The 26630-nt window shown below is 67.9% G+C and carries 28 protein-coding genes and 1 riboswitch; of the genes, 12 read left to right on the forward strand and 16 right to left on the reverse strand.

What is annotated here, in order from left to right:
- The first annotated feature begins 43 nt into the window (after window positions 1–43).
- On the forward strand, window positions 44–871 hold the full coding sequence (locus NDN16_RS10105; RefSeq protein ID WP_251113501.1) for an ATP-binding cassette domain-containing protein: 828 nt from the start codon (window positions 44–46) through the stop codon (window positions 869–871).
- A gap of 114 nt (window positions 872–985) precedes the next feature.
- Window positions 986–1468 (forward strand): RDD family protein, encoded by a 483-nt coding sequence (locus NDN16_RS10110; RefSeq protein ID WP_251113502.1) that lies wholly within the window; start codon window positions 986–988, stop codon window positions 1466–1468.
- A gap of 23 nt (window positions 1469–1491) precedes the next feature.
- Here NDN16_RS10110 and cobO read toward each other — a convergent pair whose 3' ends face one another.
- The 6 genes from cobO to NDN16_RS10140 are packed head-to-tail and all read right to left on the reverse strand — an operon-like array spanning window position 1492 to window position 8338.
- The gene (gene cobO / locus NDN16_RS10115) at window positions 1492–2133 is read right to left on the reverse strand and encodes a cob(I)yrinic acid a,c-diamide adenosyltransferase (protein ID WP_251113503.1); all 642 of its coding nucleotides are present in this window, start codon (window positions 2131–2133) and stop codon (window positions 1492–1494) included.
- On the reverse strand, window positions 2130–5834 hold the full coding sequence (gene cobN, locus NDN16_RS10120) for a cobaltochelatase subunit CobN (protein ID WP_251113504.1): 3705 nt from the start codon (window positions 5832–5834) through the stop codon (window positions 2130–2132). Before cobN ends, cobO begins: the two co-directional genes overlap by 4 nt.
- A 4-nt stretch (window positions 5835–5838) precedes the next feature.
- Window positions 5839–6909: a cobalamin biosynthesis protein CobW gene (cobW, locus tag NDN16_RS10125; protein WP_251113696.1), complete on the reverse strand. Its 1071-nt coding sequence runs from the start codon at window positions 6907–6909 to the stop codon at window positions 5839–5841.
- A gap of 2 nt (window positions 6910–6911) precedes the next feature.
- The gene (cobU, locus tag NDN16_RS10130) at window positions 6912–7424 is read right to left on the reverse strand and encodes a bifunctional adenosylcobinamide kinase/adenosylcobinamide-phosphate guanylyltransferase (RefSeq protein ID WP_251113505.1); all 513 of its coding nucleotides are present in this window, start codon (window positions 7422–7424) and stop codon (window positions 6912–6914) included.
- Window positions 7421–8140 carry a CbtA family protein gene (locus NDN16_RS10135; protein WP_251113506.1) on the reverse strand — a complete coding sequence of 240 codons (720 nt, stop codon included), beginning with the start codon at window positions 8138–8140 and terminating at the stop codon, window positions 7421–7423. Before NDN16_RS10135 ends, cobU begins: the two co-directional genes overlap by 4 nt.
- Window positions 8141–8161: 21 nt before the next feature.
- Window positions 8162–8338 (reverse strand): CbtB domain-containing protein, encoded by a 177-nt coding sequence (locus NDN16_RS10140; protein WP_251113507.1) that lies wholly within the window; start codon window positions 8336–8338, stop codon window positions 8162–8164.
- 30 nt (window positions 8339–8368) lie between these two features.
- Window positions 8369–8596, reverse strand: a riboswitch (cobalamin riboswitch).
- A gap of 87 nt (window positions 8597–8683) precedes the next feature.
- Between NDN16_RS10140 and NDN16_RS10145 the strand changes: the two genes are divergently transcribed.
- Window positions 8684–9529, forward strand: coding sequence for an SDR family NAD(P)-dependent oxidoreductase (locus tag NDN16_RS10145; RefSeq protein ID WP_251113508.1), 846 nt, complete (start codon window positions 8684–8686; stop codon window positions 9527–9529).
- On the opposite strand, the gene NDN16_RS10150 is transcribed toward NDN16_RS10145, so the two are convergent.
- From NDN16_RS10150 to NDN16_RS10165, 4 genes are all read right to left on the reverse strand, one after another.
- Window positions 9530–10132, reverse strand: coding sequence for a methyltransferase family protein (locus NDN16_RS10150; protein ID WP_251113509.1), 603 nt, complete (start codon window positions 10130–10132; stop codon window positions 9530–9532).
- A gap of 18 nt (window positions 10133–10150) precedes the next feature.
- A complete protein-coding gene (locus NDN16_RS10155) occupies window positions 10151–10690 on the reverse strand; it encodes a cytochrome b (protein WP_251113510.1) in 540 nt (179 codons plus the stop codon).
- Window positions 10691–10777: 87 nt separating this feature from the next.
- Window positions 10778–12244 carry a cobyric acid synthase gene (locus tag NDN16_RS10160; protein ID WP_251113511.1) on the reverse strand — a complete coding sequence of 489 codons (1467 nt, stop codon included), beginning with the start codon at window positions 12242–12244 and terminating at the stop codon, window positions 10778–10780.
- Between the two features lie 5 nt (window positions 12245–12249).
- On the reverse strand, window positions 12250–12996 hold the full coding sequence (locus NDN16_RS10165) for a TSUP family transporter (RefSeq protein WP_251113512.1): 747 nt from the start codon (window positions 12994–12996) through the stop codon (window positions 12250–12252).
- 161 nt (window positions 12997–13157) lie between these two features.
- Between NDN16_RS10165 and NDN16_RS10170 the strand changes: the two genes are divergently transcribed.
- The 5 genes from NDN16_RS10170 to cobM are packed head-to-tail and all read left to right on the forward strand — an operon-like array spanning window position 13158 to window position 18690.
- Window positions 13158–14186, forward strand: a complete 1029-nt coding sequence (locus NDN16_RS10170) for a sirohydrochlorin chelatase (protein WP_251113513.1) — start codon at window positions 13158–13160, stop codon at window positions 14184–14186.
- A gap of 4 nt (window positions 14187–14190) precedes the next feature.
- Window positions 14191–15393 carry a precorrin-6y C5,15-methyltransferase (decarboxylating) subunit CbiE gene (gene cbiE, locus NDN16_RS10175; protein WP_251113514.1) on the forward strand — a complete coding sequence of 401 codons (1203 nt, stop codon included), beginning with the start codon at window positions 14191–14193 and terminating at the stop codon, window positions 15391–15393.
- Entirely contained in the window at window positions 15390–16085 is a 696-nt protein-coding gene (gene cobI / locus NDN16_RS10180) for a precorrin-2 C(20)-methyltransferase (RefSeq protein ID WP_251113515.1), read from the forward strand. Before cbiE ends, cobI begins: the two co-directional genes overlap by 4 nt.
- Entirely contained in the window at window positions 16082–17905 is a 1824-nt protein-coding gene (cobJ, locus tag NDN16_RS10185; protein ID WP_251113516.1) for a precorrin-3B C(17)-methyltransferase, read from the forward strand. Before cobI ends, cobJ begins: the two co-directional genes overlap by 4 nt.
- Window positions 17902–18690, forward strand: a complete 789-nt coding sequence (gene cobM / locus NDN16_RS10190) for a precorrin-4 C(11)-methyltransferase (protein WP_251113517.1) — start codon at window positions 17902–17904, stop codon at window positions 18688–18690. Before cobJ ends, cobM begins: the two co-directional genes overlap by 4 nt.
- Here cobM and NDN16_RS10195 read toward each other — a convergent pair.
- Genes NDN16_RS10195 through NDN16_RS10205 form a run of 3 tightly spaced genes read right to left on the reverse strand, consistent with a single transcriptional unit; the run spans window position 18687 to window position 20022 of the window.
- A complete protein-coding gene (locus tag NDN16_RS10195; protein ID WP_251113518.1) occupies window positions 18687–18974 on the reverse strand; it encodes a BrnA antitoxin family protein in 288 nt (95 codons plus the stop codon). The two genes, cobM and NDN16_RS10195, sit on opposite strands and share 4 nt — an antisense overlap.
- Window positions 18925–19224, reverse strand: a complete 300-nt coding sequence (locus NDN16_RS10200; RefSeq protein ID WP_251113519.1) for a BrnT family toxin — start codon at window positions 19222–19224, stop codon at window positions 18925–18927. Before NDN16_RS10200 ends, NDN16_RS10195 begins: the two co-directional genes overlap by 50 nt.
- A gap of 12 nt (window positions 19225–19236) precedes the next feature.
- A complete protein-coding gene (locus NDN16_RS10205) occupies window positions 19237–20022 on the reverse strand; it encodes a precorrin-6A/cobalt-precorrin-6A reductase (RefSeq protein ID WP_251113520.1) in 786 nt (261 codons plus the stop codon).
- A 17-nt stretch (window positions 20023–20039) separates the two neighbouring features.
- Between NDN16_RS10205 and NDN16_RS10210 the strand changes: the two genes are divergently transcribed.
- From NDN16_RS10210 to cbiB, 3 genes are read left to right on the forward strand one after another with little or no spacing between them, the layout of a single operon-like run.
- On the forward strand, window positions 20040–21341 hold the full coding sequence (locus tag NDN16_RS10210; RefSeq protein ID WP_251113521.1) for a cobyrinate a,c-diamide synthase: 1302 nt from the start codon (window positions 20040–20042) through the stop codon (window positions 21339–21341).
- Entirely contained in the window at window positions 21341–22333 is a 993-nt protein-coding gene (cobD, locus tag NDN16_RS10215) for a threonine-phosphate decarboxylase CobD (RefSeq protein ID WP_251113522.1), read from the forward strand. Before NDN16_RS10210 ends, cobD begins: the two co-directional genes overlap by 1 nt.
- Window positions 22324–23280 (forward strand): adenosylcobinamide-phosphate synthase CbiB, encoded by a 957-nt coding sequence (gene cbiB / locus NDN16_RS10220; RefSeq protein ID WP_251113523.1) that lies wholly within the window; start codon window positions 22324–22326, stop codon window positions 23278–23280. Before cobD ends, cbiB begins: the two co-directional genes overlap by 10 nt.
- Here cbiB and cobS read toward each other — a convergent pair.
- Window positions 23272–24048: an adenosylcobinamide-GDP ribazoletransferase gene (gene cobS / locus NDN16_RS10225; RefSeq protein ID WP_251113524.1), complete on the reverse strand. Its 777-nt coding sequence runs from the start codon at window positions 24046–24048 to the stop codon at window positions 23272–23274. The two genes, cbiB and cobS, sit on opposite strands and share 9 nt — an antisense overlap.
- 109 nt (window positions 24049–24157) lie before the next feature.
- On the opposite strand from cobS, the gene cobT reads away from it, so the two are divergent.
- Window positions 24158–25180: a nicotinate-nucleotide--dimethylbenzimidazole phosphoribosyltransferase gene (gene cobT / locus NDN16_RS10230; RefSeq protein ID WP_251113525.1), complete on the forward strand. Its 1023-nt coding sequence runs from the start codon at window positions 24158–24160 to the stop codon at window positions 25178–25180.
- A gap of 16 nt (window positions 25181–25196) precedes the next feature.
- Here cobT and NDN16_RS10235 read toward each other — a convergent pair whose 3' ends face one another.
- Window positions 25197–25391, reverse strand: a complete 195-nt coding sequence (locus NDN16_RS10235; protein WP_039195489.1) for a hypothetical protein — start codon at window positions 25389–25391, stop codon at window positions 25197–25199.
- A 23-nt stretch (window positions 25392–25414) separates the two neighbouring features.
- Window positions 25415–26626 (reverse strand): OpgC family protein, encoded by a 1212-nt coding sequence (locus NDN16_RS10240; RefSeq protein ID WP_251113526.1) that lies wholly within the window; start codon window positions 26624–26626, stop codon window positions 25415–25417.
- Window positions 26627–26630 lie beyond the last annotated feature (4 nt).

Here is a 26630-nt window from a genome sequence, read left to right on the forward strand (position 1 = left end):
CCGGTCGTGGTGAAAGCTGAGTCGCAAGCGAAGGATTTTTGCGATGAGCGTGACCGCCAAGCTTCAGGATGTGCCGGACTGCGGCTTTGCCGTCTCAGAGCCCCTGTTCGCCGCCGAGGGCCTGACCTACGCGATCGGGGAGCGGGCCCTTGTCGGACCGCTCGACCTGACGTTGCCGGCCGGCCGGGTGATCGGGTTGATCGGCCATAACGGCTCCGGCAAATCGACCCTTTTGAAGATGCTGGCCCGGCAGGAGCCGCCGACGCGCGGCGCGATCCGCTTCGAGGGAAAGGCGTTGAAGGAATGGGGCGAGCGCGCCTTCGCGCGCAAGGTGGCCTACCTGCCGCAATATACGCCGGCCGCCACGGGGATGCTCGTGCGCGAACTCGTGGCGCTGGGCCGGTATCCCTGGCACGGCGCGCTTGGCCGTTTCGGCGAGGGCGACCGCGCCAAGGTGGAGGAGGCGATGGCGCTGACCGATATCCAGAGCTTCGCCGATCGGCAGGTGGATACGCTGTCCGGCGGCGAACGCCAGCGTGTCTGGCTGGCCATGCTGGTAGCTCAGGACGCCGAATGCCTGCTGCTGGACGAGCCGATCTCGGCGCTGGACGTCGCACACCAGATCGAGGTTCTGTCGCTGGTGCATCGCCTTTCGGCGGAGCGCGGCCTCGGTGTGGTCGTTGTGCTTCACGACGTCAACATGGCGGCACGCTTCTGCGACGAGATCTTGGCGCTGAAGCAAGGAAAGCTGATCGCGCGCGGTTCGCCCGAGGCGATCATGACGCCGGAAGAGCTGCAACGCATCTACGGCGTAGCGATGGACGTCCTGCCGCAGGGCCCGGGGAAGCGGCCGCTGGCCTTTCCGGCCTAGAGCGTTTCCCGCTCAGCCGAACACACGGGAAAGATGTAAACGATATACGATATTGAAAATCGTATTGTCGGGTGCTCAAGACCTCACATCCTGTAGATGTGTGGGAAACCAATTATGCCCGATGTTTTGACCGATCATCTCGACCCGGATGCAGCGGACGTGCCGAGTGAGGGCGTTGCTCACGTCAGCGCTCCAGCGACCGTGCGATACGGCGGCTTCTGGATCAGGGCGGCCGCTTACGTGATCGACGTCCTCATACTGTCGCCTGTATCTTTCGTGTTGACCTTCCTTCAGCAGTTCAGCCCGTCCTCGAACTGGCAGGCCGCGGAAACACTCGTCGTGATCACGGCGCTTCTCGCCTACAATATCCTCCTGGTTGCGCGCCCGGCGCAGGCAACGTGGGGCAAGCAGATTCTGGGACTTCGCATCGTCCGGACCGACGGCAAACCGATCGGCTACCGATTGGCGCTCGGCCGCTTCCTGTCCCGATCCATATCCATGTTCTGCTTGCTCATAGGCGTCCTGATGGTTGGCTGGACTCGGGAGAAGCAGGGGCTCCACGACATGATGTGCAGGACGAGAGTCGTCTACCGGTAGAGTGCGACACGCCATGGGCGGGGTCAGTATTCGATACCCTTCTGCGCCTTGATGCCGGCGCGGAAGGGGTGCTTGACCTGCTCCATCTCCGTCACCAGGTCGGCGGCTTCGATCAGTTCGTCCTTTGCGTTCCGCCCGGTGATGACGACATGCTTCATGGGCGGCTTCGACGTTCGCAGGAATTCGACCACCTCCTCCACCGGCAGGTAATCGTAGCGCAGCACGATGTTCAGCTCGTCCAGCACCACCATCTGGTGTTCGGCGTCGGCTATCAGCGCCTTGGCGCGCTCCCAGGCGGCGCGTGCGGCGGCGATGTCGCGCTGCCGGTCCTGTGTTTCCCAGGTGAAGCCGTCGCCCATGGCGGTGATGGTGACTTCGTCGGCGAAACGCGTCAGGGCCTGACGCTCGCCCGTTTCCCACTTGCCCTTCACGAACTGCACGATGGCAACCTTCATGCCGTTGCCCAGCGCCCGGAAGACAAGGCCGAACGCCGCCGTGGACTTGCCCTTGCCCTTGCCGGTGTGGACGATCACGAGGCCCTTTTCCTGCGTCTTGGTGGCGATGATCTTGTCGCGCGCGGCCTTCTTCTTGCGCATCTTCTCCGCGTGGCGTGCATCCAGCTCGGCATCGCTCATCCCGGCGATCTTCTCATTCTTCACGGTCATTGCAGCGTCCCCTTGCGGTCGAGTTCGAAGCGGGCGGCATTGGAGCGCGGACGCCAGAGGCCCCGCTCCACCGCCTCGGCCAGGCGGTCCACCATTTCGCGGTAGGCGGCCGGGTTGTTGGCGCGCATGAAGGCGCTGACGGTCTCGTCGGCCACGAAAGCCGCGTGCACCAGGTCGAAGTGATGGTCGCGCACCGCGCCCGTCGTGGCGGCGAAGGCGAAGAGGTAGTCCACCGTGGCGGTGATCTCGAAGGCGCCCTTGTAGCCATGGCGCATGACGCCCGATATCCATTTCGGATTGACGACGCGTGCGCGCAGCACGCGGCCGATCTCCTCGTCGAGGGTTCGGACGACCGGGCGCTCGGGCCGCGAATGGTCGTTGTGATAGGCATGCGGACGCTTGCCCGTCAGCGTCTCGACCGCCGCACTCATGCCGCCCTCGAACTGATAGTAATCGTCGGAATCCAGAAGGTCGTGCTCGCGGTTGTCCTGGTTCTGCACCACGGCGTCGACCTGCGACAGCCGCGTTTCCAGTGCCTGCCTGTCGACCTCGCCTTCGCCGTCCGCGCCATAGGCATAGCCGCCCCAGACGAGAAAGGCTTCCGCGAAGTCTCGCCTGTCGGTCCAGCCGCCTTCGTCGATCAGCGCCTGCAGGCCCGCGCCATAGGCGCCGGGGCGCGCGCCGAAGACGCGGAAGCCTGCTCGCCGCCGCGCCTCTTCCGGTGTCGAGCCGCCTTCCACCAGCGCCGCCGCATCATCGCGCATGCGGGCGGCAAGAGGGTTGTCCGCGTCGGGTTCGTCGAGGGCGCCGACCGCGCGCGCGGCGGCATCGAACAGGGCGATCTGCTCGGGGAACGCATCTCGGAAAAAGCCGGAAATCCGCAACGTGACATCGACGCGTGGCCGGCCGAGCGCCGCAAGCGGCACGATCTCGAAACCTGTGACGCGCCGCGACCCGCCGTCCCAGACGGGCCGCGCGCCGATGAGCGCCAGGGCCTGCGCGATATCGTCGCCGCCGGTGCGCATATTAGCCGTGCCCCATACCGTCAGGCCGATGGCGCGGAGCCATTCGCCATGATCCTGCAAATGCCGCGTCACCAGCGCCTCGGCGGATTTCCGCCCGAGGGCGAAAGCCGTCTCGGTGGGGACGGCCCGTGTATCGACTGAATAGAAATTGCGTCCGGTCGGCAGCACGTCCGGCCGCCCGCGCGTCGGCGCGCCGGAGGGGCCGGGGGCAAGGAAACGGCCGTCCAGCCCGGTCAGAAGGCCGGTCAGTTCCGCTTGTCCACAGCCGTCCACGGCGGGTGCCAGAGTTTCTCGCATGAACGCCAGAACCGGAGCCGCTGACGGCATGGGGATATCCGCGCCGAGCGTGCCGGCGACAAGCCGGCTGCAAAGCAGCTCCAGCCTTTCGACCGTATCCCCGCAACTGCGCCACGGGTCTGTGGACAACCTGTCGAGAAGGTGTGGCCGAGGTCCGGTCCAGGGCGTCGAGAATTCACAGGATAGCGGATCGAAATCCCCAAGCTCCAGATCCTGCGCCAGCGCGCGCATCAGCGAGGCGTCCTGCGGCCCCGTTCCGCGTGGCAGGCGCAGCATCGCGACGATCAGTTCGTCGCGCAGGCCGCCTTCCGGCGACCGGCCGAAGATATGGAGCCCATCCCGTATCTGCATCTCCTTCAGGTCGCACAGATAGGCATCGAGCTTTACGAGAGCGGCGTCGGGAAGGGCTTCGCCCGCGATGCCGGCATCTTCGGCAAGGCCGCTGTCGACGGCCAGTTGCAGGATCTTCGGGCGCAGGGCGTCCGCCCGCCGCCTGTCGCCTTGCTCGGCCTCGTAATATTCGTCGACCAACCCTTCCAGGTCGCGCAGCACCCCGTAGCTTTCAGCGCGCGCCAAGGGCGGCGTCAGATGATCGACGATCACGGCGGCGTTGCGCCGCTTGGCCTGAGTGCCTTCGCCCGGGTCGTTGACGATGAATGGGTAGAGATGCGGCATCGGCCCCAGGATCGCGCGTGGTGCGCAGGCTTCCGAAAGGGCCAGCGCCTTGCCGGGCAGCCATTCGAGATTGCCGTGCTTGCCCATGTGGATGACCGCATCCGCGCAAAAGATCCTTCGCAACCAGGCATAGGCAGCGATGTAGTTGTGCGGCGGCGGAAGATCGGGCGCGTGGTAGCTTTCCTTCGGATCGATATTGTAGCCGCGGGCCGGCTGGATGCCGACCACACTATTGCCGAACCGCGCGAAGGGCAGGGCGAAGCCCATGCCGGCCAGATGGAAGGGATCGTCCTGGGGCGGGCCCCAGCGCTCGCTCACCGCCTGCCGAAGGGCCGGCGGCAGCGTCGCGAAAAAGGCGTCATAGTCTTCGAGCGTCAAGGTTTCCCGGATGGCGCGGCCCGCGATGCCGGCGTTGGTGGCGCCGGCAAGCAGATGCTCCACAAGGCGGTTGCCGTCATGGGGAAGGCCGTCGACCCGATATCCGGCCTGCCGCATGGCCGTCAGCACCGCCATGGCGCCGGCCGGCGTGTCCAGCCCGACACCGTTGGCGATGCGGCCATCGCGATTGGGATAGTTTGCAAGAAGCATCGCGATGCGGCGCTGCCCCGTCGGCTTGCGCCTCAGGCGCGACCATCGGTCGGCCAGGGCGCAGGCGAAGTCGATATTGGCCGCCAGCGGGCGATGGGTGACGACATCCACTTCGCAGACGGGATCCCATGTCGCCGCGCTCTTGAAGGCGACCGCGCCGGCCAGGACACGCCCGTCGACCTCCGGCAGGGCGATGTTCATGGCAAGGTCGCGGACGCCCAGCCCCCTGTCGGAGCTTGCCCACGTCTCTTCGCTGGTGCCGGACAGCACGCACTGGATGACCGGGGCGCCCTGTTCATCGAGCACCGTGGGGCGGTGTGCCTGCCCGGCCGGCGATATTGCGAAGCCCGTGCAGTTCAACACGACATCGGGCCGCGAGGCCGAGAAGAGATGGCGCACCGTCTCCTGCGTGACGGCATCCTTGAGGCTGGACACGAATATCGGAAGGGCGCGCAGGCCGCGGCGCTCCAGCCCCTCGCATAGCGACTCGATCGTCTCCGTCTGGCCGCTTTGCATCAGCGCGCGGTAGAAAATGACGGACGCCACCGGCGCGTCGGGCGCGGCATACGATATGCGGTCCATGAGGCCGGCTCGCAGCAGGGGGCGCGCATCCGGCGGCCATGCGCCATCGTCGATCACCGCGCCGCAGGCTTCGACGAAGTGCATGGCGTTGTCTGGGCCGCCTTCCCGCAGATAGGCCGCAAGCCGATCGCAAACGGACGGCGCAACGGTTCCGGCGGCGTCCAGCGCGGGGTCCGGGCGATCGTCGCCCGGAAGGAAGGTGAGGGCGAAGCCCTTGCGCTGCGCGGCGGCGCGCAATGCATCGACGCCGTAAGGCCAGTAGCCGATGCCGCCCAGCAGCCGCACGACGACGAGGCGGGCCCGCGACAGGGTCCGCTCCACATAGGTATCGACCGACATGGGATGCGTCAGCCGCATCAGGTTGGCCAGCCGCAGGCGACCGGGCGCGAGGTGCAACCGACGCGCCGCCGACGACAGGGAAGCAAGCTCCGTATCGGCGGCCGACAGAACGACGATTTCGCCCGGGGACTGGCCGAGATCGACCGCCTCGGCGGTCTCGGCGAGAGATCCCTTTTCCGCCAGCAGCAGGTGCATCGGGTCAGGCCGCCGCGCGGGTCGTCAGTTGTTCCAGCCGCGCGGTGATGGCCGTCCGCGCGGCGCCGTCCAGCCTGTCATGCAGGCCGATGACGACAAGGCGCGTTCCCTCGTCCTGTCCGGCCGGACGGTCGAAATAGCTGTCGATACGTCTGCCCACCGCCTGAACCTGCAGGCGCATCGGCTTGCCCGCGATGCTGGCAAACCCCTTAAGGCGGAGAATGTCGTACTCGGCGATGACGGCCTCGAGGGCGTCTTCGAGTGCTTCGCGCGAGGGAACCTTGCCGATATCGACCAGGAAACTGTCGAAATCCTCGTGGTCGTGATCGTGCCCGTCGGCATGGTGAATCTCGTGATGCGACCGGCGGCCGGCGATCAGCGCCTCGGTCCCGGCCTGAAGGCCGATCAGCACGTCGGCGGGCAGCTTGCCGCCTTCCGCGGCCAAGACCGGCAGCTTGCGCCCTGCCTCTGCCTCGACGAGCGCGCGGACGCCGTCCAGCGCCGTGGCGTCCACAAGGTCGGCCTTGTTGAGAACGACGAGGTCCGCAGCCCGGATCTGGTCCTCGAACAGCTCTTCCAGCGGGTTATCATGGCCGAGGCTGTCGTCGGCGGCACGCTGCGCCGCCAGGCGGGCCTCGTCATCGGCAAAGCGGCCGGCGGCGACGGCCGCCGTGTCGATTACGGTGACGACACCATCGACCGTCACCTGCTCGCGGATGCCGGGCCAGTTGAAGGCGGCGACCAGCGGTTGCGGCAGCGCCAGCCCCGATGTCTCGATGACGATGTGATCCGGCTTTTCGGCGCGCTCGAGAAGCTTCGTCATGGTGGGGATGAAGTCGTCGGCCACGGTGCAGCAGATGCAGCCGTTCGTCAGCTCCACGATATCCTCTTCCCGGCAGGCGCTGCCGGCGCAGGCCCGAAGCACGTCCCCGTCGACACCCAGATCGCCGAACTCGTTGATGATGAGGGCGATTCTCCTGTCCCCGGCATCGGCGAGGAGGTTGCGGATAAGCGTCGTCTTGCCGGCGCCGAGGAAGCCGGTGATGACGGTGGCGGGGATCTTGCGGGTCATGATGTCTATCCTTTCAGTTTCAGCGGCAGCCCGGCGGCAACCAGCCAGGCCTCGTCGGCGCGTGCCGCGATGGCCTGGTTCATGCGGCCGGAATGATCGCGGAAGGCGCGGGCCAAAGCGTTTTCGGGCACGATCGACAGGCCGACCTCGTTGGAAACGAGGATGATCGTGCCGTCTGCCGCTTCCAGCATCCGGCCCAGTTCGTCGATGGCGGCGGCGATATCGCCGTCCGCCAGGAGGCAATTGCTGAGCCAAAGGGTCAGGCAGTCCACCAGAAGCACGCGGTCTTGGCGCGCTTCCGCCCGGATGGCTTGCGTCAGGGCCTGCGGCGCTTCCACGGTGCGCCAGCCCGTGCCGCGAGAGCGCCGATGCGCATCGATGCGCGCTACCATCTCTGCGTCGAAGGCTTGCCCCGTCGCGATATAGACCTGCTCGAGCCCGGTCGCGTCGGCAAGCCGCTCGGCGAAGGCGCTCTTGCCGGAGCGCGCTCCGCCGAGCACGAAGACGGTCCGCCTCACGCGGGGCGCGGCACGGCGCTGCGCCGGATCGCGTCGAGCACCAGCCCGGAGAACAGGCCGATCAACACCCAGAAGAGCGCGGACGTCGCCAGCGACGCCACGGCGAACTCCGCCGCCAGGCTGGGCGGAATCGGGCTTGCCAGCTCGGCCGGGTGCGGCGCCGGCACGAACAGGGGCAGCACGATCAGCACGAGGCCGAGAAGGCGTTGCCATGTGCGCCGAGACAGGACGAGGCCGGCCAGGCCGCCTCCGGTGCATGCGACGGCCATCAGCCACCAGGCCTGCCGCGCCCCCAGGTCGGCGGCGGGCATGGCCGGCAGCTCCGGCGGCAGGCCGAGTGCCGGGGCCAGCGTAAGGACGGCAAAGCCGGCAAGGCCCCAGACCGCGCCGTTGCGGGCCGTCACCGGCCTGTCGGATGCCAGGCTGACCGCCGCGAGGAGCAGCGCGAAGCCGGCGCCCAGAACGATGTTGGCCATCGCCGTTCCGCCGAGGCGGCTGGCGACGAGGGTGGCGCTTTCCTCGCCCTCGCCGCCATGGGCGTTGGCGGGGGTGACGAGTGACAGGCCCGCCGCGTGGTCATGGGCAGGTGCGCCGCCGTCCTCGAAGATTTCGGCGGCAAGGATGAGGGGGGTCGTCTTCAGCGACTGGACCGGCGTGATCGCCAGGCCAGCCAGCATTCCGGCCAGAAGGGCCGCGATAAGGGTTCGTGCCAGCATGGTGCGTTCCTCCGTCCCGGCTCAGTGGCAGGGAAGGCCCATGGCGTGGCGCGCATCGTGCGCGGTGTCGTGCAGCGCATCGGCGGAGGCGAAGCCCGCGCCATAGACGAAGAAGACGCCGAGAACGAGGGCGAAGAGCGCTGTTGCGATGCGCCCGGACGAAGTGGCATGCGTTTGCGACGCGGAATGCGCGGTCATCGGGTTCAACCTCCGTGACGGCGGCAGGATTGCCGCCCTTCAGCGATGGCAGGTCTCCTGGCTCGCGGGTCAGCGGTTGCTTCCTGCCTTCCCGGGGCAAGCCCAGTGGCGTTTCCGGCATGCCGGTGGAAGAACCTCTCCGCTCTACAGTCGCGGGGTCGGCTGCGATACGGGCCCCCGGATTGGGTCGGCCCTTCGCATTCCCTCTTAGCCCGAAGCCGCAGGGGGCGGCACGGGACCATCGGCCGTCACGATAATCAGTCGGCTTGCCGGCCGCAACTTGCCAATGCGGGCCTGCTGCCCGAAATAGGCGGGACCGAAACGAAAGATCCACCGGAGCCGTCCATGCCACACCCCGCAATCGCCCCCAACCACAACGCGGTCGTGATGGGCGGGGCGGCCGGCATCGGCCTTGCCGCCGCCCGCCGGTTCCTGGCCGAAGGCATGAACGTGGCCATCGTGGACCGCGACATGGAGCAGCTCGCCGAGGCGCTGCAAATGCTCGAAACCGAGGCCGGCGGGGAGCTCAACGTCGCGGCAGCCGCCTGCGACGTCACGGACAGGGCCGGGTTGGCCAAGACCGCCGCGCACCTGGAGCGGACGCTGGGTCCGATCCACGTGCTGATGAACAACGCCGGAATCCAGCCCGGCTCCTCGATCTTCGGCGAGGAGAGGAACTGGGACGCCGTCCTGTCGGTCAATCTGGGCGGGGTGATCAACGGCACGCGGGCGTTCGGGCCCGCCATGCTGGCGCATGGCGAGCCGGGCCTGATCGTCAACACCGGTTCCAAGCAGGGCATCACCACGCCGCCCGGCGACCCGGCCTACAATGTCTCGAAGGCCGGCGTGAAGGCGTTTACCGAAGCGCTTGCGCATGAGTTGCGCGAGCGGGAGGGCTGCGCGGTGACGGCGGCGCTGCTGATTCCGGGCTTCGTCTTCACCGGGCTGACGGCGCGCGGCCAGGCCGACAAGCCGGACGCTGCCTGGACTCCGGAAGAGACGGTGGATTTCATGATGGCGCGCCTGTCGGAGGGCGATTTCTACATCCTGTGTCCCGACAACGAGGTGACGCGCGAGATCGACGAAAAGCGCATCCAGTGGGCGGCGGAGGACGTGATCGGCAACCGGCCGCCATTGTCTCGTTGGCACAAGGATTGGGCGGATCGCTTTCGCGCCTTCATGGCAGGGTGATCAATAGAAGCCGATGACCGGATCGAGAAGGCCGATGGCCTGGAAATGCTCGATCGCCTCGAAGGCGGGCACCGAAACGAAAAAGACGAGCCCGTCCTTCAACGTCGCCCATAGCATGTGCGGCTTGACGGTCACGGCATCCGGGCTGCGATAGAGCGACGGATTCGGGATCAGGCGCGGCACACGCGCGCAATAGCGGGCATAGGCCGGGCCGAACTGCTCGGCCAGGAACGCCTCCTCGCGGCGGATGACGATGGCGAAGGCGATCAGGCAGCCGAGGCCGAAGAGCGCGGCGATGGTGATGCTGCCCGTCTGCGCGCCGACACCCGTGGCGGCGATGCCGGAGAAGAAGTACAGCGGGTTGCGGCACATGGCGTAAGGGCCCGTATCCACGATCTCCGCGGCCTTGCGGCCGCCGATGTAGAGGGTGCACCAGAGGCGGCCCAGGATGCCGGCGGCGATGAGGAACATGCCGAGCTGCTCCAGCCCCTCGTGCATCTCGCCGCCGCCGAGCGGCCTGACGAAGGGGATGGCGCCGACGACGAGAAGGATGAGTACTGCCAGCGCGATCCGGCGCCGTCTCTGGAAACTGGTCAAGGCCATGGGGTCGTCGTCATCCCGTCAGATCATCCGCGAAGCGATTCGATCTTTCCAGACCGCCTCGTGCAGCCCCAACATGGCGATGTGCCCGACGATCAGCGCCAGTAACACCCACCCGAGCAGGCCGTGCACGGCGCTCGCCGGCGCGATCAGCACCGGGATACGCTCGCCCGTGGCGGCGAATATCTCGAATCCGTAGGGAGCGAACCCCCTGCCGTTGCCGTAGGCGCGCAGTATGGCGAGAAACGGGATGACGATCATCAGAAGATACATCGCCAGATGGCCCACCGTGGCCAGCCGGCCGAAGCGGATCGTGGAATGCCCCGGCCGCCGGGACAGGTTCGCCAGCCCCCACAGGCCGCGCAGGATCGCCAGCAGGAATATGGTGAAGCCGACGGCGTAGTGGGTCGACCAGAAGAAGCCTTCCAGCGTCGTATCCTCGGCGAAGACCCGCAGCAGGGCGCTGGTGAACTGCCAGGCCAGCAGCGCCACCATCACCCAGTGGAACAGCCGGGAAACGATGCCGAAACGGCCCGGCGTATCCATCATGGTCGAGTGCATCGGCAATGGCTCCTTGCCTGGAAACGTTCCAGCGAATCTGGCGCAGGATGCGGCCGGGGGAAAGATGCCATTGCGTGACGAAAGGTTTCAGCGCGCGAGCCGCAGCAGCGATTGCACGTCCAGAGCCGCTTCCAGCGCGTCGGCGACGCCGTCGAGGGCAGCTTCGACATCGGCCATGTAGGCCAGCGTCGGGCCGGCATGGCCGAGATCCGACAGGAAGCGGCCGCGCCAGGCGTCGTTGGCGAAGACGCCGTGCAGATAGGTGCCGAGGACGCGGCCGTCGGCGCTGACGGCGCCCTCCGGCCCGGATTCATCGGCGGCGAAGGGGCGGCTGCGGCCGGGGCCCTCGGTGCGGCCGAGATGGATTTCGTAACCGGACAGATCCTCTCCGGTCGTCGCGCGCAGGCGGGCCGGGCGCACCGTCTTGCGCGGCTCCATCACCGTATCCACCGCGAGCAGGCCAAGGCCGTCGACGCTGCCGGCCGGCCCCTCCATCCCTTCGGGATCCTCGATCCGTCGACCCAGCATCTGGAAGCCGCCACAAATGCCGACGATCGTGCCGCCGCCCGCATGATGGCGGGCGATGTCGCGGTCCCAGCCATTGCGGCGAAAGGCTGCAAGGTCGGCGATCGTGGCCCGCGTGCCGGGCAGCAGGATGCAGTCGCACCGGGGGATCGCCTCGCCCGGGCGCACGAAGGTGACTTCGACCCCCGGCGTCGCGGCGAGCGGGTCGAGGTCGTCGAAATTGGCGATGCGCCCGGGTTGCGGAACGGCAATGCGGATGCGACGCGCCCCGCCGCCGGGGCGTGGACGCTCCAGCGCCACGGAATCCTCGGGCGGCAGGCGTCCGGCGGTCGAAAGCCAGGGAACCAGCCCCAGCGAGGGCCATCCGGTATGCTTCGCGATCGTCGCGAGCCCTTCGGCGAACAGCGCCGGATCGCCGCGAAACTTGTTGACGATGGTGCCGACGATCATGGCGCGGTCCGGCGGCGGCAAGACGCAATGCGTGCCGACCAGCGCCGCGATGACGCCGCCCCGGTCGATATCCCCGACCAGCACCACCGGCACGCCGGCGGCGCGGGCAAAGCCCATATTGGCGATGTCGCCGGCGCGAAGGTTGACCTCGGATGCGCTGCCCGCCCCCTCGACGAGGACGAGGTCGCATTCCGCCGCCAGCCTTGCATGGCTTTCCAGCACCGCGTCGAGCAGGCTTGCCTTGAGGCGCTGGTAGGCGGCGGCGGATGCGGGGCCCCGGCTTCTGCCCTGCACGACGATGTCGGCGCCCGTGTCGGACATCGGTTTCAGCAGCACGGGGTTCATGTCGGTGACCGGTTCGGCGCCGCACGCCAGCGCCTGCAGCCATTGCGCGCGGCCGATCTCGCCGTAGCCGCCGTCGTGGCGGCGCGCCACGGCGGCGTTGTTGGACATGTTCTGCGCCTTGAACGGGCGCACCGCCGTTCCGCGGCGGGCAAACAACCGGCACAGTCCGGCAACGAGGACGCTTTTCCCGACATCGGAGCCGGTGCCCTGGAACATGAGGCTGCGTGCGGCCATGCCCGTCAGCCCCAGATGAGCTTGAGCGCAAGCGTCGTGCAGACCACGACGAGCAGGGGGCGAATCAGCCTTGCGCCGAAGCGTACGGCGGAAGCGGCGCCCAGGCGCGCGCCGCAGAACTGCGCGATGCCCATGGCAAGCCCGAGCTTCCAGTGGATGGATCCGGAAAAGGCGAAGATGGCGAATCCGCCGAGATTGGACGCGAAATTGAGAAGCTTGGTATGGGCGGTGGCCTTCAGAACGCCGTAGCCCGCGAGCGCCACGAAGGCGATCATGAAGAAGGAGCCGGTGCCGGGGCCGAACAGCCCGTCATAGGCGCCGATCAGCGGCACGAGGAAACAGGCGAAGAAGACGGGAGATATTCGCCGGTCCCGGTCGACGTCGGACAGATTGGGCTTGACCGCGAAATACACGGCGATGGCGATCAGCAGGAAGGGAAGGATGCCGCCCAGCAGATCCGGCGGCAGCAGCATGGCCGCCGATGCGCCGGCGCATGCGCCGGCAAAGGACAGGGCGGCCGCCGGAAGCAGCGCCTTCAGGTCGACCAGCCCGCGACGCGCATAGGCGATGGTGGCCGAGCCGGAGCCGAACAGGCTCTGCAGCTTGTTGGTGCCGAGCGCGGACAGCGGGTCGAAGCCGCCCAGCAGAAGCGCCGGAATGGTGATCAGGCCGCCGCCCCCCGCGATGGCATCGACGAAGCCGGCCACAAATGCTGCGGCGACGATGAGAATCAGGATCGTATCGGGGGACATCGGGCATAAGCTTCCTGTGGCTCGCTTGCGTTTAGAGCCTTTCATGACCTTCGGAAAGCTTCTATGCAGGCGGGGATACGGTGCCTCGCCAAGAGGCTGAGAGATAATCCGTGGCGGCCGACCCAATCCGGGGGCCAGGACGGAGCCGAAGGAGGTGGCGCATGAACGCCCTGATGCTGTGCGGCCATGGCAGCCGCGACCAAGGCGCGGTCGACGAGTTCAAGGCGCTGGCGCACAAGATGACGCATCGCCTGCCCGACTGGACGGTCGATTACGGCTATCTGGAATTCGCAAGGCCCATTATCCGCGACGGGCTCGACAGGCTGCGCGAAGGCGGTGCAAAAACAATCCTGGCGTTGCCCGGCATGCTGTTTGCCGCCGGTCATGCCAAGAACGACATTCCCTCCGTGCTGAACACCTATGCGGGCGCCAACGGCGTGGACATCCGCTACGGGCGCGAACTCGGCATCGATCCGAAGATGGTGCGGGCCGCCGGGGACCGCATCCGGCAAGGCCTTCGGGCCGCCGGGTGGCAGGACGGCATGCCCCTTCACGATACGATGCTGGTCGTCGTCGGGCGGGGGGCCTCGGACCCCGATGCCAATTCAAACGTCGCCAAGGTCATGCGGCTGCTCTGGGAGGGCCTCGGCTTCGGCTGGGGCGAGACGGCCTATTCGGGCGTCACCTTCCCGCTGGTGGAGCCGGCGCTCGAACATGCGACGCGGCTGGGCTATCGGCGCATCGTCGTGTTTCCGTATTTCCTGTTCACCGGCATCCTCGTGCGGCGCATCTACGACTATACCGACGCTGTGGCGTCGCGGCACGGCGACATCGAGTTCATCAAGGCGCCCTACCTGGGCGCGCACGACCTTGTGCTGGAAACATTCGTGGACCGGCTGGAAGAGGTGATTGCCGGCACCAACAACATGAACTGCCAGATGTGCAAGTACCGCGAGCAGGTGCTGGGCTTCGAGGCCGAAGTCGGGCTGCCGCAGGAAAGCCACCACCATCACGTGGAGGGTGTCGGCACGGGCGATGCCGGGCATCACCATGCCGACGGGCACCACCATCATCATGGCGATGGGCATCATAATCATCATCATCATCATGGCGATGGCGGCCATACGCATCATCCCTATCCCCATGCCGAACATCCGCTCGGCCCGCGCTCCATGAAAAAGGACGGCTGAGCCGGTGTCTGTCTGGCTGACGGTCGTCGGGATCGGCGACGGCGGGCTGGAGTGCCTTTCGCCCGGGCAGCGCGCCGCCCTCGATGGCGCGCGGCACGTGGTGGGCGGCGCGCGGCATCTGGCCATGCTGGACGGCAGCGGCATCGGCGCGGAACGCCACCCCTGGTCCTCGCCCTTCGACGAATCCCGTACGACCCTTCAGGCCCTGGCCGGGCAGCCGACCGTCGTGCTGGCATCGGGCGATCCGTCCTGGTTCGGCCCGGTGGCCTGGCTGCGCCGGTTCCTGCCGGCCGATGCCATGCGGGTGCTGCCGTCGCCGTCCTCCTTTTCGCTGGCGGCGGCGCGGCTCGGCTGGCCGCTGGAGGACGTCGCCTGCCTGTCGGCGCATGGGCGCCCCGTCTCCGCGCTGGCTGCATCGTTCGGCGCTGGCCGTCGGCTGCTGATCCTGTCCGCCGGCGCCAGGACGCCGGGCGAGGTCGCGTCGCTGCTGACGCGTGAAGGGTTCGGCGAAAGCCGCATCACCGTTCTGGAACATCTCGGCGGCGCGCTGGAACGGGCAAGCTCTGCGACGGCGGAGGGATTTTCGCTGCCCCAAGGCGCGGCGCTGAACGTCGTCGTCGTCGATTGCATCGGCCGGCCGGCGCATGGCCCGTTCGGGCTGGCCGACGAAGCCTTCGCGCATGATGGCAAAATGACCAAGCGGCCGATGCGCGCCCTGGCGCTCGCCGCCCTGGAGCCGCGCCCTGGCGCCTGCCTGTGGGATATCGGCTCCGGCTGCGGCTCGATCGCGGTGGAATGGGCGCGGTTTGGCGGCCGAGCCATCGCGTTGGAGCCGCGCTCGGACAGGCGTGCGATGCTGGCCGACAATGTCTGTCGCCTGGCGCATGGGCCGGTCGAGATCGTTGCGGGGTTGGCCCCGGATGCGCTGGACGGCCTTGCCGCGCCGGACAGCGTCTTCATCGGCGGCGGGCTGTCGGAGGCCACCTTTGCCCATGCCTTCGATGCCCTGCCGCAGCATGGCAACCTCGTCGCCCATGCCGTCACGCTGGAGTCCGAGGCGCTTCTGCTGGCGCTCCATGCGCGTCACGGCGGCAACCTGACGCGCATCGCCGTCACGCTCGCCGCGCCCGTCGGCAACCTTACGGGCTGGCGGCCGCAGATGCCGGTGACCCATTGGCATCTGCGCAAGGGGGCGGAGCGGACATGAGCGGAACGCTTTACGGCGTCGGCCTCGGGCCGGGCGACCCCGAACTCCTCACACTCAAGGCGGTGCGCATCCTGTCGCAAGTGCCGGCGATCGCCTACCCCGTGCCGGACAGCGGGCACAGCATGGCCCGCGCCATTGCCGCGCCGCATCTGCGGCCGGGCCTTGCCGAGATCGCCTTCGGCCTGTGCATGCGCATCGACGCCGCCCCGGGGCAGGCAGCCTACGACGCGGCGGCGGACGCCATCGCCGCACGCCTGCAGGGCGGCGAGGACGTCGCGCTTCTGTGCGAGGGGGACCCGTTCTTCTACGGCTCCTTCCTCTACCTCTTCGAGCGGCTGGCCGGGCGGTTCCAGGTCGAGATCGTGCCGGGCATCTCCTCGCCCATGGCGGCTGCCGCGGCCATGCGCATGCCGCTGGCGCGCCGCAACGAGACTCTGGCCGTGATACCCGCTCCGCTGCCCGATGCCGAGATCGCCACACGGCTGGCCGTGGCGGACGCCTTCTGCATCATCAAGCTGGGACGGCACCTGGCGCGTATGCGCGCGCTTCTGGAACAAGCCGGCCTTGCGGACGGCAGTTGTTATCTTTCGCATGTCTCCACCCCCCAGGAAACCATCATGCCCTTGTGCGAGGCGCCCGCCACCGCGCCGTATTTCTCGATGATCGTCGGTCACAAGGGAGGCACCGCATGAGGCCGGCCATCGTCATCCTGCATGCCGCGGCCATGGGGACCGCGCAACGCATCCAGGCCGAACTGGCGGCGGGGATCCATGCGCCGGATGGCGTCGTCGGCGCGGATACGCATTATCCGGTGCTGGCCGGGCACCTGCGCAACCTCTTTCGGGAGGGTCGCCCAATCGTCGCGATCATGGCGGCCGGGGCGGTGGTCCGCATTCTCGCCCCATCCCTGGCGGACAAGCGGTCGGAGCCGGCGGTTCTGGCCGTCTCCGAGGATGGACGCAGCATCGTGCCGCTTCTGGGCGGCCATCACGGCGCCAACGAGATGGCGCGGCGTCTTGCCGGCGCTCTCGGCGGCCATGCTGCCGTCACCACGGCCGGCGATACGCGCTTCGGCGTGGCCCTCGATGCGCCGCCATGCGGGTGGCGGCTGGAGAATCCGCAGGATGCGAAGGTTGCCATGGCCGCCTTGCTGGCCGGTGCGCCGGCCCGGATCGAGGCTGAGGCGGACTGGCTGACCGGTCTGGCGGCGCCGCGCGCCGACGATGCCGCGGTGATCCTGTCGGAAGACGATGCAAGGCGCGCACCCCGTCCGGGCGAACTCCTGTATCGCCCGCAGCGGATCGTTCTCGGAATGGGAGCGGAGCGCGGTGCACCGGCGGAGGAGGCCATCGACCTTGCCGAACGGGCCCTGCACCAGGCCGGCGTCAGCCCATGCTCGCTCGCCATGATAGCGACCTTGGACGTCAAGGCCGACGAAGCGTCGCTGAACGCGGTTGCGGCGCATTTCCGCGTGCCGCTGCGTGTCTTCGATGCGGCGATGCTGGAGGCCGAGAGGCATCGGCTGGCCACGCCGTCCGACATCGTCTTCGCCGAGGTCGGATGCCATGGCGTCGCCGAAGGAGCCGCCCTCGCGGCCGGCGGGCCGGACGCCGCGCTGATCCTGCCCAAAGTCAAATCCCGGCGTGTGACAGCGGCGGTCGCGCGTGCGCCGACGCCGCTGTCGACGCGATCCGTCGGCAGGGCGCGGGGGCGCCTGACCCTTGTGGGCATCGGGCCGGGAGCCCCGGAATGGCGTTCGCCCGAGGCCCATGCCGCCATCGAGGCGGCGGACGACCGCGTCGGTTACGGCCTCTACCTGGATCTCGTGGCGGATATCCCCCTTGCCGGCCACCGGCACGATTTTCCGCTGGGCGCGGAAGAGGATCGCGTGCGCCACGCCCTGCTCCTGGCGGCGCAAGGCCGCAAGGTGGCGCTGGTTTGCTCCGGCGATGCCGGCATCTACGCGATGGCGACCCTTGCCTATGAACTGATCGACACGGCCGAACTGCCCGATGCCGCCCGCCGGGTGGAGGTGGTGGTCTGCCCCGGCATCTCGGCCCTGCAGGCGGCGGCGGCGCGGGCCGGAGCGCCGCTCGGCCACGATTTCTGCACCATATCGCTATCCGATCTGCTGACGCCCTGGCCCGATATCGAGCGGCGGGTGCGCGCCGCGGCAACGGGTGACTTCGTGATCGCCTTCTACAATCCGGTTTCGCGGCGGCGGCGAAGCCAGCTCGCCGCTGCACGCGCCATCCTTATGGAGCATCGCCCGGCGGAAACGCCGGTCGTGCTGGCAACCAATCTCGGCCGTCCGGGTGAAACGGTCCGCATCGTGTCGCTGGCGGAGCTGCGGGTGGACGATGTCGACATGCTGACCGTCGTCATCGTCGGCTCGTCGCAGACGCGGCGCATGCGCACGGGTGACGGACGCGAGCATGCCTATACGCCGCGCGGCTATGCCGGCAAGGCGGGCAGTACGTTGACGGCGGATGCCTTGAGGGAGCGCGCATGACGGTTCATTTCATCGGGGCGGGTCCGGGCGCACCCGATCTCATCACGTTGCGCGGCCTGCGGCTGATCCAGTCCTGCCCGGTATGCCTTTATGCCGGGTCGCTGGTGCCCGAGGAAATCGTCCGCGCGGCGCCGGAGGGGGCGCGCGTCCTGGATACCGCCGCGATGACCCTGGACGACATCGTCGCCGAGATCGCCGATGCCCATGGCAAGGGCATGGACGTGGCGCGCGTGCATTCCGGGGATCCGTCGATCTATGGCGCGACGGCGGAGCAGATGCGACGGCTGGACGCCATGGGCATTCCCTACGACGTGACGCCGGGGGTGCCGGCCTTCGCGGCCGCGGCTGCGGCCCTGAAACTGGAACTGACCGTCCCGGAATTGTGCCAGAGCATTATCCTGACGCGCACGGCCATGAAGTCGTCGGCGATGCCGAAGGGCGAGGAACTGGAGACGCTGGCGCGCAGCGGCGCGACGCTCGCCATCCACCTGTCGGTGCGCAACCTCGCGCATATCGAGCGGGTGCTGACGCCGCTTGCCGCCTACGGACCGGATTGCCCGGCCATCATCGCCTATCGCGTCGGCTGGCCGGACGAGGCGTTCCTGCACGGCACGGTGGCTACGATGCGCCGTCTGGCGCGCGACGCCAAATTGACGCGCACGGCCCTCGTGCTTGTCGGCAGGGCGCTCCGCGCATCGGCCTTCCGCGACTCGGCCCTGTACGACCCCGCCCACGTCCATGTGCTCCGGCCCAAAGCGGCCGGACAGGGTCGCAAACATGCCTAGCGCTTGAAGACGATCTCCTTGAGAGCGTCGTTGATACGCGACTGCCAGCCCGGGCCGGATTCCCGGAAGTGCCGCACGATATCGGCGTCGAGCCGCATGGTGAGTTTTTCCTTCGGAGCGGCGATAGGGGGGCGTCCGCGTGGCCGTGTCAGCGTTCCGGTGGCAGCGCGGATAATTCTGTCGCCGTGTCGTATCTCGGCGCGCGCCCAAACGTCATCGGTCCAAGGCGGAGCATCATCTGGATCGACCCAAACGGCTTCGGAATTTTCTACTTTCTTCATCATGGCAGTGCCTCATCGAGATAATGCGTCTTTCGTCACCTCGTGACGTCCATACGATCGACACGACCCGTCCGTGCAATTCGCCGAAGGTTTGATGTCGTATCTCGCCGTAATCTCTCCGGTCATCAATGACGGTTATAGTCCAGCTATCGAAGATCAATGCCGCATCTGCGAAATCCAGGCCGCGTTCTTGAAGAGTTTTCTCACGCTTGGATGGATCATAGCATATCCCTGAGAATTTTCGTACCGACATTTAATGCGCGCTTCAAGTGGTATCCAGATACGAACCGATACGTCCATTTAGTTTACCATGCAACCAAATGACCGCGGCGTTCAGGGTGGTCGCTTCCACGTTTCGGCAGATTCCTGGGCGCCGGATCATGAAGACGGGAATGCCGAGGCATTCGGCGGCATCGAGCTTCGCCAACCCTGCATCACCGCCGGAATTGCGGCAGACGAGATGCGTCACCGCGTGCTCGCGAAACAGCCTTGCTTCCTGCTCCACATCGCGGGAGGGCGGTCCCACGATGACATCCGCCACAAACGGCAAGCGCGCCTGCGGCGGCTCTGCCATGCGCAGCACGGGCGCGATGTCGGACCGATGGCGAAAGGGCGCGAGGTGGCGTTGCCCGAGTGCCAGGAATGGCCGCGACCCGAATGGTAGTGCGGCGCTGGCCGCGCCAAGGCACGCGAAGTGCTGCCAGCCGAGTCTTGATGGCCATTCGCGGCGGATGACTGCGAGATAAGGCACTCCGGCGCTTGTCGCCGCTGCCGCAGCATTGCGGTGGATGCCGGCGGCAAAGGGGTGTGCCGCGTCGATGAGATGGGTGATGCCTTCTGCACGCAGGAAGGCGGCCAGCCCCTCCGCGCCGCCGAAGCCGCCGATCCGCAACGCTCCGGCGTAAGGCGCCGGCTCCGACGTCGCGCCGAGCAGCGACACGATGAGACGCGCTGCGGGAAAATCCTGCGCGATGGCGGCGGCAAGTGCACGCGCCTCCGCAGTGCCGGCAATCAGCAATATCGTCGGGCTAGCGTTGTCCATGCCGATCATTATAAGCGTCGGGTACCATGGCGCGACAGGGTATTCTCATATCGGCCCCGGCTTCGGGTTGCGGCAAGACGCTGGTGACGCTGGCGCTGCTGCGCCTGCTTGCCCGGCGCGGCATGAAGGTGACGCCCGCCAAGTCGGGCCCGGACTATATCGACCCCGGTTTCCATCGCCTTGCCTGCGGGCATGAAAGCGTCAATCTCGATGCCTATGCCATGCAGCCGCAGACGATCCTGCGTCTCGCCGGGCGCGGCGAGGGGCTGCTGGCGGTCGAGGGCGCGATGGGCCTCTTCGACGGCGCGGCGAACGGCCGGGGCTCCGCCGCGGAGCTCGCGCGACTGCTGGGCCTGCCCGTCATCCTGGTGGTCGATTGTACCCGTCAGGCGCAGTCCGTGGCGGCGCTGGTGCGCGGCTTCGCCATGCACGACCCGTCGATCCGGATCGGCGGGCTCATTCTCAACCGCGTCGGCAGCCGACGCCATGAGGCGATGATGCGCTCCGCGCTGGAGCCTCTGGAGATCCCCGTCCTGGCGGCGCTTCCTGCAGAGCCGTCTCTGGCGATCCCCTCCAGGCATCTCGGCCTCGTGCGCGCGGAAGAGCTGGGGGCGGCGGTCGAATTGTTGAGCGAGCGTGCGGCCGACTGGCTGGAAGCGGCGCTGGACCTCGATCGCCTTCTCGATATCTCCGGACGTGCCGTCGTGCCGGCCGGCGATGGCCGGGCGCCTCGCCTGCCGCCGCCCGGCGCGCGCGTCGCGGTGGCGCGCGACGACGCCTTCGCCTTCGCCTATCCGCATCTTCTGGCCTGCTGGCGGGACGCCGGTGCGGAGATTTCGTTCTTTTCGCCGCTGGGCGACGAATCGCCGGATAATGGCGCGGACGCGATCTACCTGCCGGGCGGGTATCCCGAACTCCATGCGGGGCGGATCGCCGGCACGGCCGGCTTTCGTGCCGGAATGGCCGCTGCGGCGATGCGGGGCGCGCTCGTCTACGGCGAATGCGGGGGCTATATGGTGCTTGGCGACGGCATGGTGGATGGCGAGGGCAACCGGCACGCCATGCTGGGCATGCTGCCGCTGGAAACGAGTGTCGAGACGCCGCGCCGGCATCTCGGCTACCGGCAGGCCGCGCGCGCTGGCGATGCGCCTTTCTGGACTGCAGCCGTGACCGCACACGAATTCCACTATGCCTCGATCCTCTCGGAAGGAGACGCGGGCCGACTTTTTAGCGCCAGCGACGCGACCGGGCAGCCATTGGGCGCGCTCGGCCTGTATCGAGGCCGCGTGATGGGATCGTTCCTGCATGTGATCGACGGCATCGCCTGATGGACGCCGCGCTGAAACACGGCGGAGCGCTCGACGCAGCCATGGCGCGCTGGGGAGGCCGTCGCGCTGATTGGCTAGACCTGTCCACCGGCATCAACCCGCATCCGTTGCCCCTCCCGCCGTTGCCGCCGGACGTGTGGACCCGGCTTCCGGAAGCCGCCGACGCAGCGGCGCTGGACGATGCCGCCCGCGCCTTCTTCGGGGCGGCCGGCAGCATCGTTGCCGCTCCGGGAACGCAGGCCCTCATCGGCCTGTGGCCCCACCTCTTCACGCCGCGCCGTGCGGCCATCCTGTCCCCGACCTATGAGGAGCACAGGCGGGCGCTGGTGCTGGCGGGCCACGAGGCAACCGATTGCGCCGGCCTTGGCGATATCCCCGCCGATGCGTCGCTGGTCGTCGTCGTCAATCCGAACAACCCGGACGGGCGGCGCTTTGAGCGGCGGATGCTGCTGGCGCTGGCGGAGCGCCTCGTGGCCTGCGACGGGCTTCTTGTCGTGGACGAGGCCTTCGCCGATGCCGACCCCACCGACAGCCTCGCGGGCGATACGGCAGGCCCGCTGCCGATCCTCGTGCTCAAATCCTTCGGCAAATATTTCGGTTATGCGGGCCTGCGGCTCGGTTTCGCCCTTTGCGGCGACGCACTCGCCGAGCGGATTGCCGCGCGCCTTGGGCCATGGGCCGTGTCCGGACCGGCCCTTGCCGTGGGTGCGGCCGCACTGAGCGCAGAGAGGGCGACAGGCGCGGTGCGGGACCGTCTGGAGGGGCAGGCGCAAAGGACGCGGAAAACGCTGTCCGCCGCCGGGCTTGCCATCGCCGGAGGAACGGCGATGTTCACCCTCATTCGGGATGAAAGGGCCGGGGCGATCTTCGAACGGCTCGCCGCGGGGCATATCCTGACACGCCCCTTCGCCTATGAACCGACCTGGCTCCGGTTCGGAAATACCGGTGACGACGCCGAGGCCGACCGTCTCGCCGAGGCGCTATGCTGCTAGGCGGCTCGGCCATCGCCCTGATTGCCGGATTGCTTCTGGACAGACTGGTGGGCGATCCAAAATGGCTGTGGCGACACCTGCCGCATCCGGTCGTCCTGTTCGGCGCGGCGATCGATCGGCTCGACCGCGCCTGGAACATCTCCACCCTTACGGAAAGTCGAAGACGCCATGCCGGGCTCCTCGCCATCGGTCTCCTGACGGCGGCGGCGGCCCTGCTCGGCTATGCCCTGCAATGGGGCCTGTCCCGTATGGGGCCGCTCGGCATCGGGTTGGAGGCCTGCATCGTCGCGATATTCCTGGCGCAGGGCAGCCTGCGCCAGCATGTCGAGGCGGTGGCGATGGGGCTTTCCCGGTCGCTTGCCGATGGCCGCCATGCGGTATCGATGATCGTCGGCCGCGACCCGGAGCAACTGGACGAGGCCGGCGTCTGCCGGGCCGCGATCGAAAGCCTTGCCGAAAATACGTCCGATGGCGTGGTCGCGCCGTTTCTCTATGCGGCGCTGTTCGGCCTGCCGGGCCTTCTGGCCTACAAGATGATCAATACGGCCGATTCGATGATCGGCCATATGAGCCCGCGCCACCGCGCGTTCGGCATGGGTGCGGCCCGCCTGGACGACCTGGTCAACTGGCCGGCCGCCCGGTCGACTGCACTGCTGTTCGCGCTCGTCGCCTTCGACGGGCGCGCCTGGCGCGTCGCACGGCGGGACGCGCCGAAGCACCGCTCTCCCAATGCGGGGTGGCCGGAAGCGGCGATGGCCGCTGCGCTGGGCCTGTCGCTCGGCGGACCGCGCCGCTATGGCGCCCTTGCGGTCGATGCTCCCTGCATCCATGCGGAGGGCCGGCGGCAGGCGCGGATAGACGACATCGGCCGGGCGCTGGTGCTCTATGGCCGCACCTGCAGCGCCCTTGCGGCCATCGCCGTCCTCTTGGTGTTCGCGTCAGCCTGAAGCGAGCGCCAGTCCCAGCAAGATCGCGATTTCCAGCAATTGCTGGCATGCGCCGAGCGTGTCGCCCGTCTGTCCGCCGAGGCGGCGGCGCACCACGGACCGGAACCACAGATAGACGATCGTCGCGATCGCGGCCGCAAGGACGGCACCGGAAAGCCCCGACGCCATCCAGCAGAGGAGGATGCCTGGCGCCATTCCCAGCGCGAGGGACCAGAGCCCCTGCCGGTGCGTCGGCCTGCCGAGGCGGTCTGCGACGCCGTCGGGGCGTGCGGATGGCAGGGACGACCATAAAAAGCCCATTCCGCCGCGGCTGGCCGCTGCCGCCGCCAGCAAGGCGCATGCCGCAGCAAGCGGACTGGCCATTGCCATCTCCGCCAGAAGCGCGATGCGCAGCAGAAGCGCGAACGACAGCGCCAGGACGCCATAGGTTCCGATGCGGCTGTCCTTCATGATGTCGAGCGCACGGTCCTTTCCGGCATGCCCGAACAGGCCATCCGCCGTGTCGCCGAGCCCGTCTTCGTGCAGGGCGCCGGTCGATGCCACCATCAGCGCAAGTGCCAGGATGGCGGCGGTAAGCGGCGAAAGGCCGGCGGCCATTACAAGCAGCAGGAGCACGGCGGGCACAAACCCGACGATCAGGCCCACCACCGGAAACGATGGGGCATCGGCTGCCAGGGGGTGCGGCCCGCCGCGAAAGGCTTGGGGCAGCGCCGGAAAACGGCTCAGGAAGGAGAGGGCACGCAGAAGGCTGGCGACGGGCTGTATCATGGCGTCAGCTTTCGCCGCGCCGTCGCCAGCATGCAAGCCGTTTGCTTCGACGGGCGCGATTGCCTATCACCGGCCAGTCAAGATCACGCCTATCCGAAAGCTCGTCTCCATGTCCGCAACCGGCCTTCCCTTCGACGATATTCGCGCCCTCGTCCGGCAGATGCCGCAGCAGGATGGCCGCGCCCGCCACGATGCGCGCCATCGCCAGGAGGAACTGACCAAGCCCTCCGGCTCACTTGGCCGGCTCGAGGATATCGCCGAGTGGATGGCCGCCTGGCAGGGGCGTGCGCCGACCGTCGCCCGACCGGTCGTCGCCGTCTTCGCCGCCAACCACGGAATTGCCGCCCGCGGCGCTTCGGCGTTCCCGCCCGAGGTGACGCGCCAGATGGTGGAGAACTTCGCGGCGGGCGGCGCCGCCATCAACCAGATCTGCGCCACCTTCGACCTTGGCCTCAAGATATTCGACCTCGCGCTCGACTACCCCACCGGCGACATCACGCTCGAACCCGCATTGTCGGAGCGCGATTGCGCCGCCACCATGGCCTACGGCATGGAATGCCTTGCGGGGGAACCCGACCTCCTGTGCATCGGCGAGATGGGGATCGGCAATACGGCGGTGGCCAGTGCGCTCTTCGCGGCGCTCTTCGGCGGCACCGCCGGCGACTGGGTCGGGCCGGGCACAGGCCATGACGGCGCCGGCATGGCGCGCAAGACGGCCCTGGTGCAGGAGGCAATAGACCTCCACGCACGCCATGCCGCGGATCCGCTCGAGGCGCTGCGCCGGCTTGGCGGGCGGGAGATCGCCGCCATGGCGGGCGCCATACTTGCGGCCCGGATGCAACGCGTGCCGGTGATCGTGGACGGCTTCGTCGCGACGGCTGCTGCGGCCGTGCTGTACAGGCTGTCCCCCGACACGCTCGACCATTGCCTGTTCGGCCATGTGTCCGCCGAGCCGGGCCACCAGCGCGCCTTGCAGGCGATGGGCAAGGTGCCCTTGCTGGCCCTCGGCATGCGGCTGGGTGAAGGCACCGGGGCGGCGCTGGCCGCCGCCATGGTGAAGGCGGCGGTGGCCTGCCACAACGGCATGGCGACGTTTGCGCAGGCCGGCGTTTCGGACCGCGCTGCCGACTGAATCGGCTCCGGCGCCGCTATTCGCTTTCGGGCGGCGCCTTGTAGTTGATGAACAACGCGAAGATACCGTAGGCGGCGATCGCCAGCGTGATCGCGCCCCAGAGCTGTTCGCCGTTCCACCACTCGAAGCCGGACCAGACGAGGCACGATCCGACGATCAGCACGCGCCGCCACAGCGGCTTGAAGAACGGGTGGTTGGAATCGCTGTACATCTGGCTTGGCTATCCGGCTCGTGTCATGGGGTGCGCCGTGCGGTGGGCGCCATGGCCTCCACGGGCTGGGCGTTGCGCGCCGTCTCCGGGCGCGCGGCCGGGGTGGTGCGGCCCGCCTTTGCCGGTTTCGACGCCACGTGCCACCAGTCGAGATAGCGGGCCAATCCGAACTGGATGGCGAGGCCGATTGTGACGAGGGCCGTATCGTAGGCCAATGTCGTTTCGTTGCCGAAGCGCAGCGCCTGCGCCAGCAGCGACAGGAAGGTTCCGACCGCGAAGACCGGCAGCGAGTGACGGCCGAGCATGGTCAGCGGGTTGGCGGCGCCGACCCGGCTGAAGGGCGACATCTTCGGCGCATGGGCGAAGACGTAGACGAGCGCCACGAGATGCATGAGCCGCGGGATGGACACGTAGGTCTTGTCGAAGCCGACGAAGAGGGACGGCAGCGGGATCATCCGCTCTACCGACCACCAGCCGAAGCCCACGAACGCCCAGGCGAAGGCAAGGAAGCCGAGCGCCAGCACATAGAGCCTCGGGGAATAAGGAATTGCGGGCTGGCCGCGCAGCTTCTGGAAGCCGGTGTACAGGCCGAGGGCGAAGATGAGTTGCCAGGAGAACGGATTGAAGAACCATCCTCCGGGATTGGGATAGTTGGGAATGTTGATGCGCGCGAGGCCGAAGACGAGCCAGACGGTGAGTGACGCGACGAGGAATCCCTTGAGGCCGATCCACCGTATGCCGAGAAGCATGAGCGGCAGCATCAGCAGCAACGCGGCGTAGAGCGGCAGGATGTTCAGATAGCCGAGCTGGTTGCCGAGTGTGGCGATGCCGTAAAGCGCATCGAGGGGCTGCGTCAAAAGGGGCCCAAGCCCGATCTGGCGCAGGATATCGCCCTTGCCGAGCGCCAGCGCGAACCAGATGAACAGCGAGACGACCGCCATGGTAAGGGCGATGTGAACGAGATAGAGAACGCCCGCCCGCCTGGCCGCCTTCAGCGATGCGATCAGCGGCGAGCCCTCCAGGAAGAGACGCCCATAGGCGAAGGCGCTGGCGACGCCGGCCAGGAAGACGAAGACTTCCGCCGAATCGGAGAAGCCGAAATTTCGGCTTGTGAAATTTTCCCAGAGGACGCCCGGTATGTGGTTGATGAAGATCATCACCAGGGCCACGCCGCGGAAAAAATCGATCCTGTAGTCTCGCTCCGGACGGAGAAAGACGCTGTCATGTACGCTCATGGCT

The sequence above is a fragment of the Aureimonas altamirensis genome (assembly GCF_023702225.1).
GTDB classification, from domain to species: Bacteria; Pseudomonadota; Alphaproteobacteria; order Rhizobiales; family Rhizobiaceae; genus Aureimonas; species Aureimonas altamirensis_B.

What these genes read in the sequence shown, in the direction of transcription:
- NDN16_RS10110 (WP_251113502.1), top strand. Translation starts at nt 986, where the DNA reads ATGCCCGATGTTTTGACCGATCATCTCGACCCGGATGCAGCGGACGTG.
- NDN16_RS10150 (WP_251113509.1), bottom strand. Translation starts at nt 10,132, where the DNA reads ATGGCCTTGACCAGTTTCCAGAGACGGCGCCGGATCGCGCTGGCAGTA.
- cobN (WP_251113504.1), bottom strand. Translation starts at nt 5,834, where the DNA reads ATGCACCTGCTGCTGGCGGAAAAGGGATCTCTCGCCGAGACCGCCGAG.
- NDN16_RS10140 (WP_251113507.1), bottom strand. Translation starts at nt 8,338, where the DNA reads ATGACCGCGCATTCCGCGTCGCAAACGCATGCCACTTCGTCCGGGCGC.
- cobS (WP_251113524.1), bottom strand. Translation starts at nt 24,048, where the DNA reads ATGATACAGCCCGTCGCCAGCCTTCTGCGTGCCCTCTCCTTCCTGAGC.
- cobO (WP_251113503.1), bottom strand. Translation starts at nt 2,133, where the DNA reads ATGACCGTGAAGAATGAGAAGATCGCCGGGATGAGCGATGCCGAGCTG.
- cobD (WP_251113522.1), top strand. Translation starts at nt 21,341, where the DNA reads ATGGACGCCGCGCTGAAACACGGCGGAGCGCTCGACGCAGCCATGGCG.
- NDN16_RS10195 (WP_251113518.1), bottom strand. Translation starts at nt 18,974, where the DNA reads ATGATGAAGAAAGTAGAAAATTCCGAAGCCGTTTGGGTCGATCCAGAT.
- NDN16_RS10210 (WP_251113521.1), top strand. Translation starts at nt 20,040, where the DNA reads ATGGCGCGACAGGGTATTCTCATATCGGCCCCGGCTTCGGGTTGCGGC.
- NDN16_RS10200 (WP_251113519.1), bottom strand. Translation starts at nt 19,224, where the DNA reads ATGTCGGTACGAAAATTCTCAGGGATATGCTATGATCCATCCAAGCGT.
- cbiB (WP_251113523.1), top strand. Translation starts at nt 22,324, where the DNA reads ATGCTGCTAGGCGGCTCGGCCATCGCCCTGATTGCCGGATTGCTTCTG.
- NDN16_RS10145 (WP_251113508.1), top strand. Translation starts at nt 8,684, where the DNA reads ATGCCACACCCCGCAATCGCCCCCAACCACAACGCGGTCGTGATGGGC.
- cobT (WP_251113525.1), top strand. Translation starts at nt 24,158, where the DNA reads ATGTCCGCAACCGGCCTTCCCTTCGACGATATTCGCGCCCTCGTCCGG.
- cobM (WP_251113517.1), top strand. Translation starts at nt 17,902, where the DNA reads ATGACGGTTCATTTCATCGGGGCGGGTCCGGGCGCACCCGATCTCATC.
- NDN16_RS10135 (WP_251113506.1), bottom strand. Translation starts at nt 8,140, where the DNA reads ATGCTGGCACGAACCCTTATCGCGGCCCTTCTGGCCGGAATGCTGGCT.
- NDN16_RS10160 (WP_251113511.1), bottom strand. Translation starts at nt 12,244, where the DNA reads ATGGCCGCACGCAGCCTCATGTTCCAGGGCACCGGCTCCGATGTCGGG.
- NDN16_RS10205 (WP_251113520.1), bottom strand. Translation starts at nt 20,022, where the DNA reads ATGATCGGCATGGACAACGCTAGCCCGACGATATTGCTGATTGCCGGC.
- NDN16_RS10165 (WP_251113512.1), bottom strand. Translation starts at nt 12,996, where the DNA reads ATGTCCCCCGATACGATCCTGATTCTCATCGTCGCCGCAGCATTTGTG.
- cobI (WP_251113515.1), top strand. Translation starts at nt 15,390, where the DNA reads ATGAGCGGAACGCTTTACGGCGTCGGCCTCGGGCCGGGCGACCCCGAA.
- NDN16_RS10235 (WP_039195489.1), bottom strand. Translation starts at nt 25,391, where the DNA reads ATGTACAGCGATTCCAACCACCCGTTCTTCAAGCCGCTGTGGCGGCGC.
- NDN16_RS10240 (WP_251113526.1), bottom strand. Translation starts at nt 26,626, where the DNA reads ATGAGCGTACATGACAGCGTCTTTCTCCGTCCGGAGCGAGACTACAGG.
- NDN16_RS10170 (WP_251113513.1), top strand. Translation starts at nt 13,158, where the DNA reads ATGAACGCCCTGATGCTGTGCGGCCATGGCAGCCGCGACCAAGGCGCG.
- NDN16_RS10105 (WP_251113501.1), top strand. Translation starts at nt 44, where the DNA reads ATGAGCGTGACCGCCAAGCTTCAGGATGTGCCGGACTGCGGCTTTGCC.
- NDN16_RS10155 (WP_251113510.1), bottom strand. Translation starts at nt 10,690, where the DNA reads ATGCACTCGACCATGATGGATACGCCGGGCCGTTTCGGCATCGTTTCC.
- cobJ (WP_251113516.1), top strand. Translation starts at nt 16,082, where the DNA reads ATGAGGCCGGCCATCGTCATCCTGCATGCCGCGGCCATGGGGACCGCG.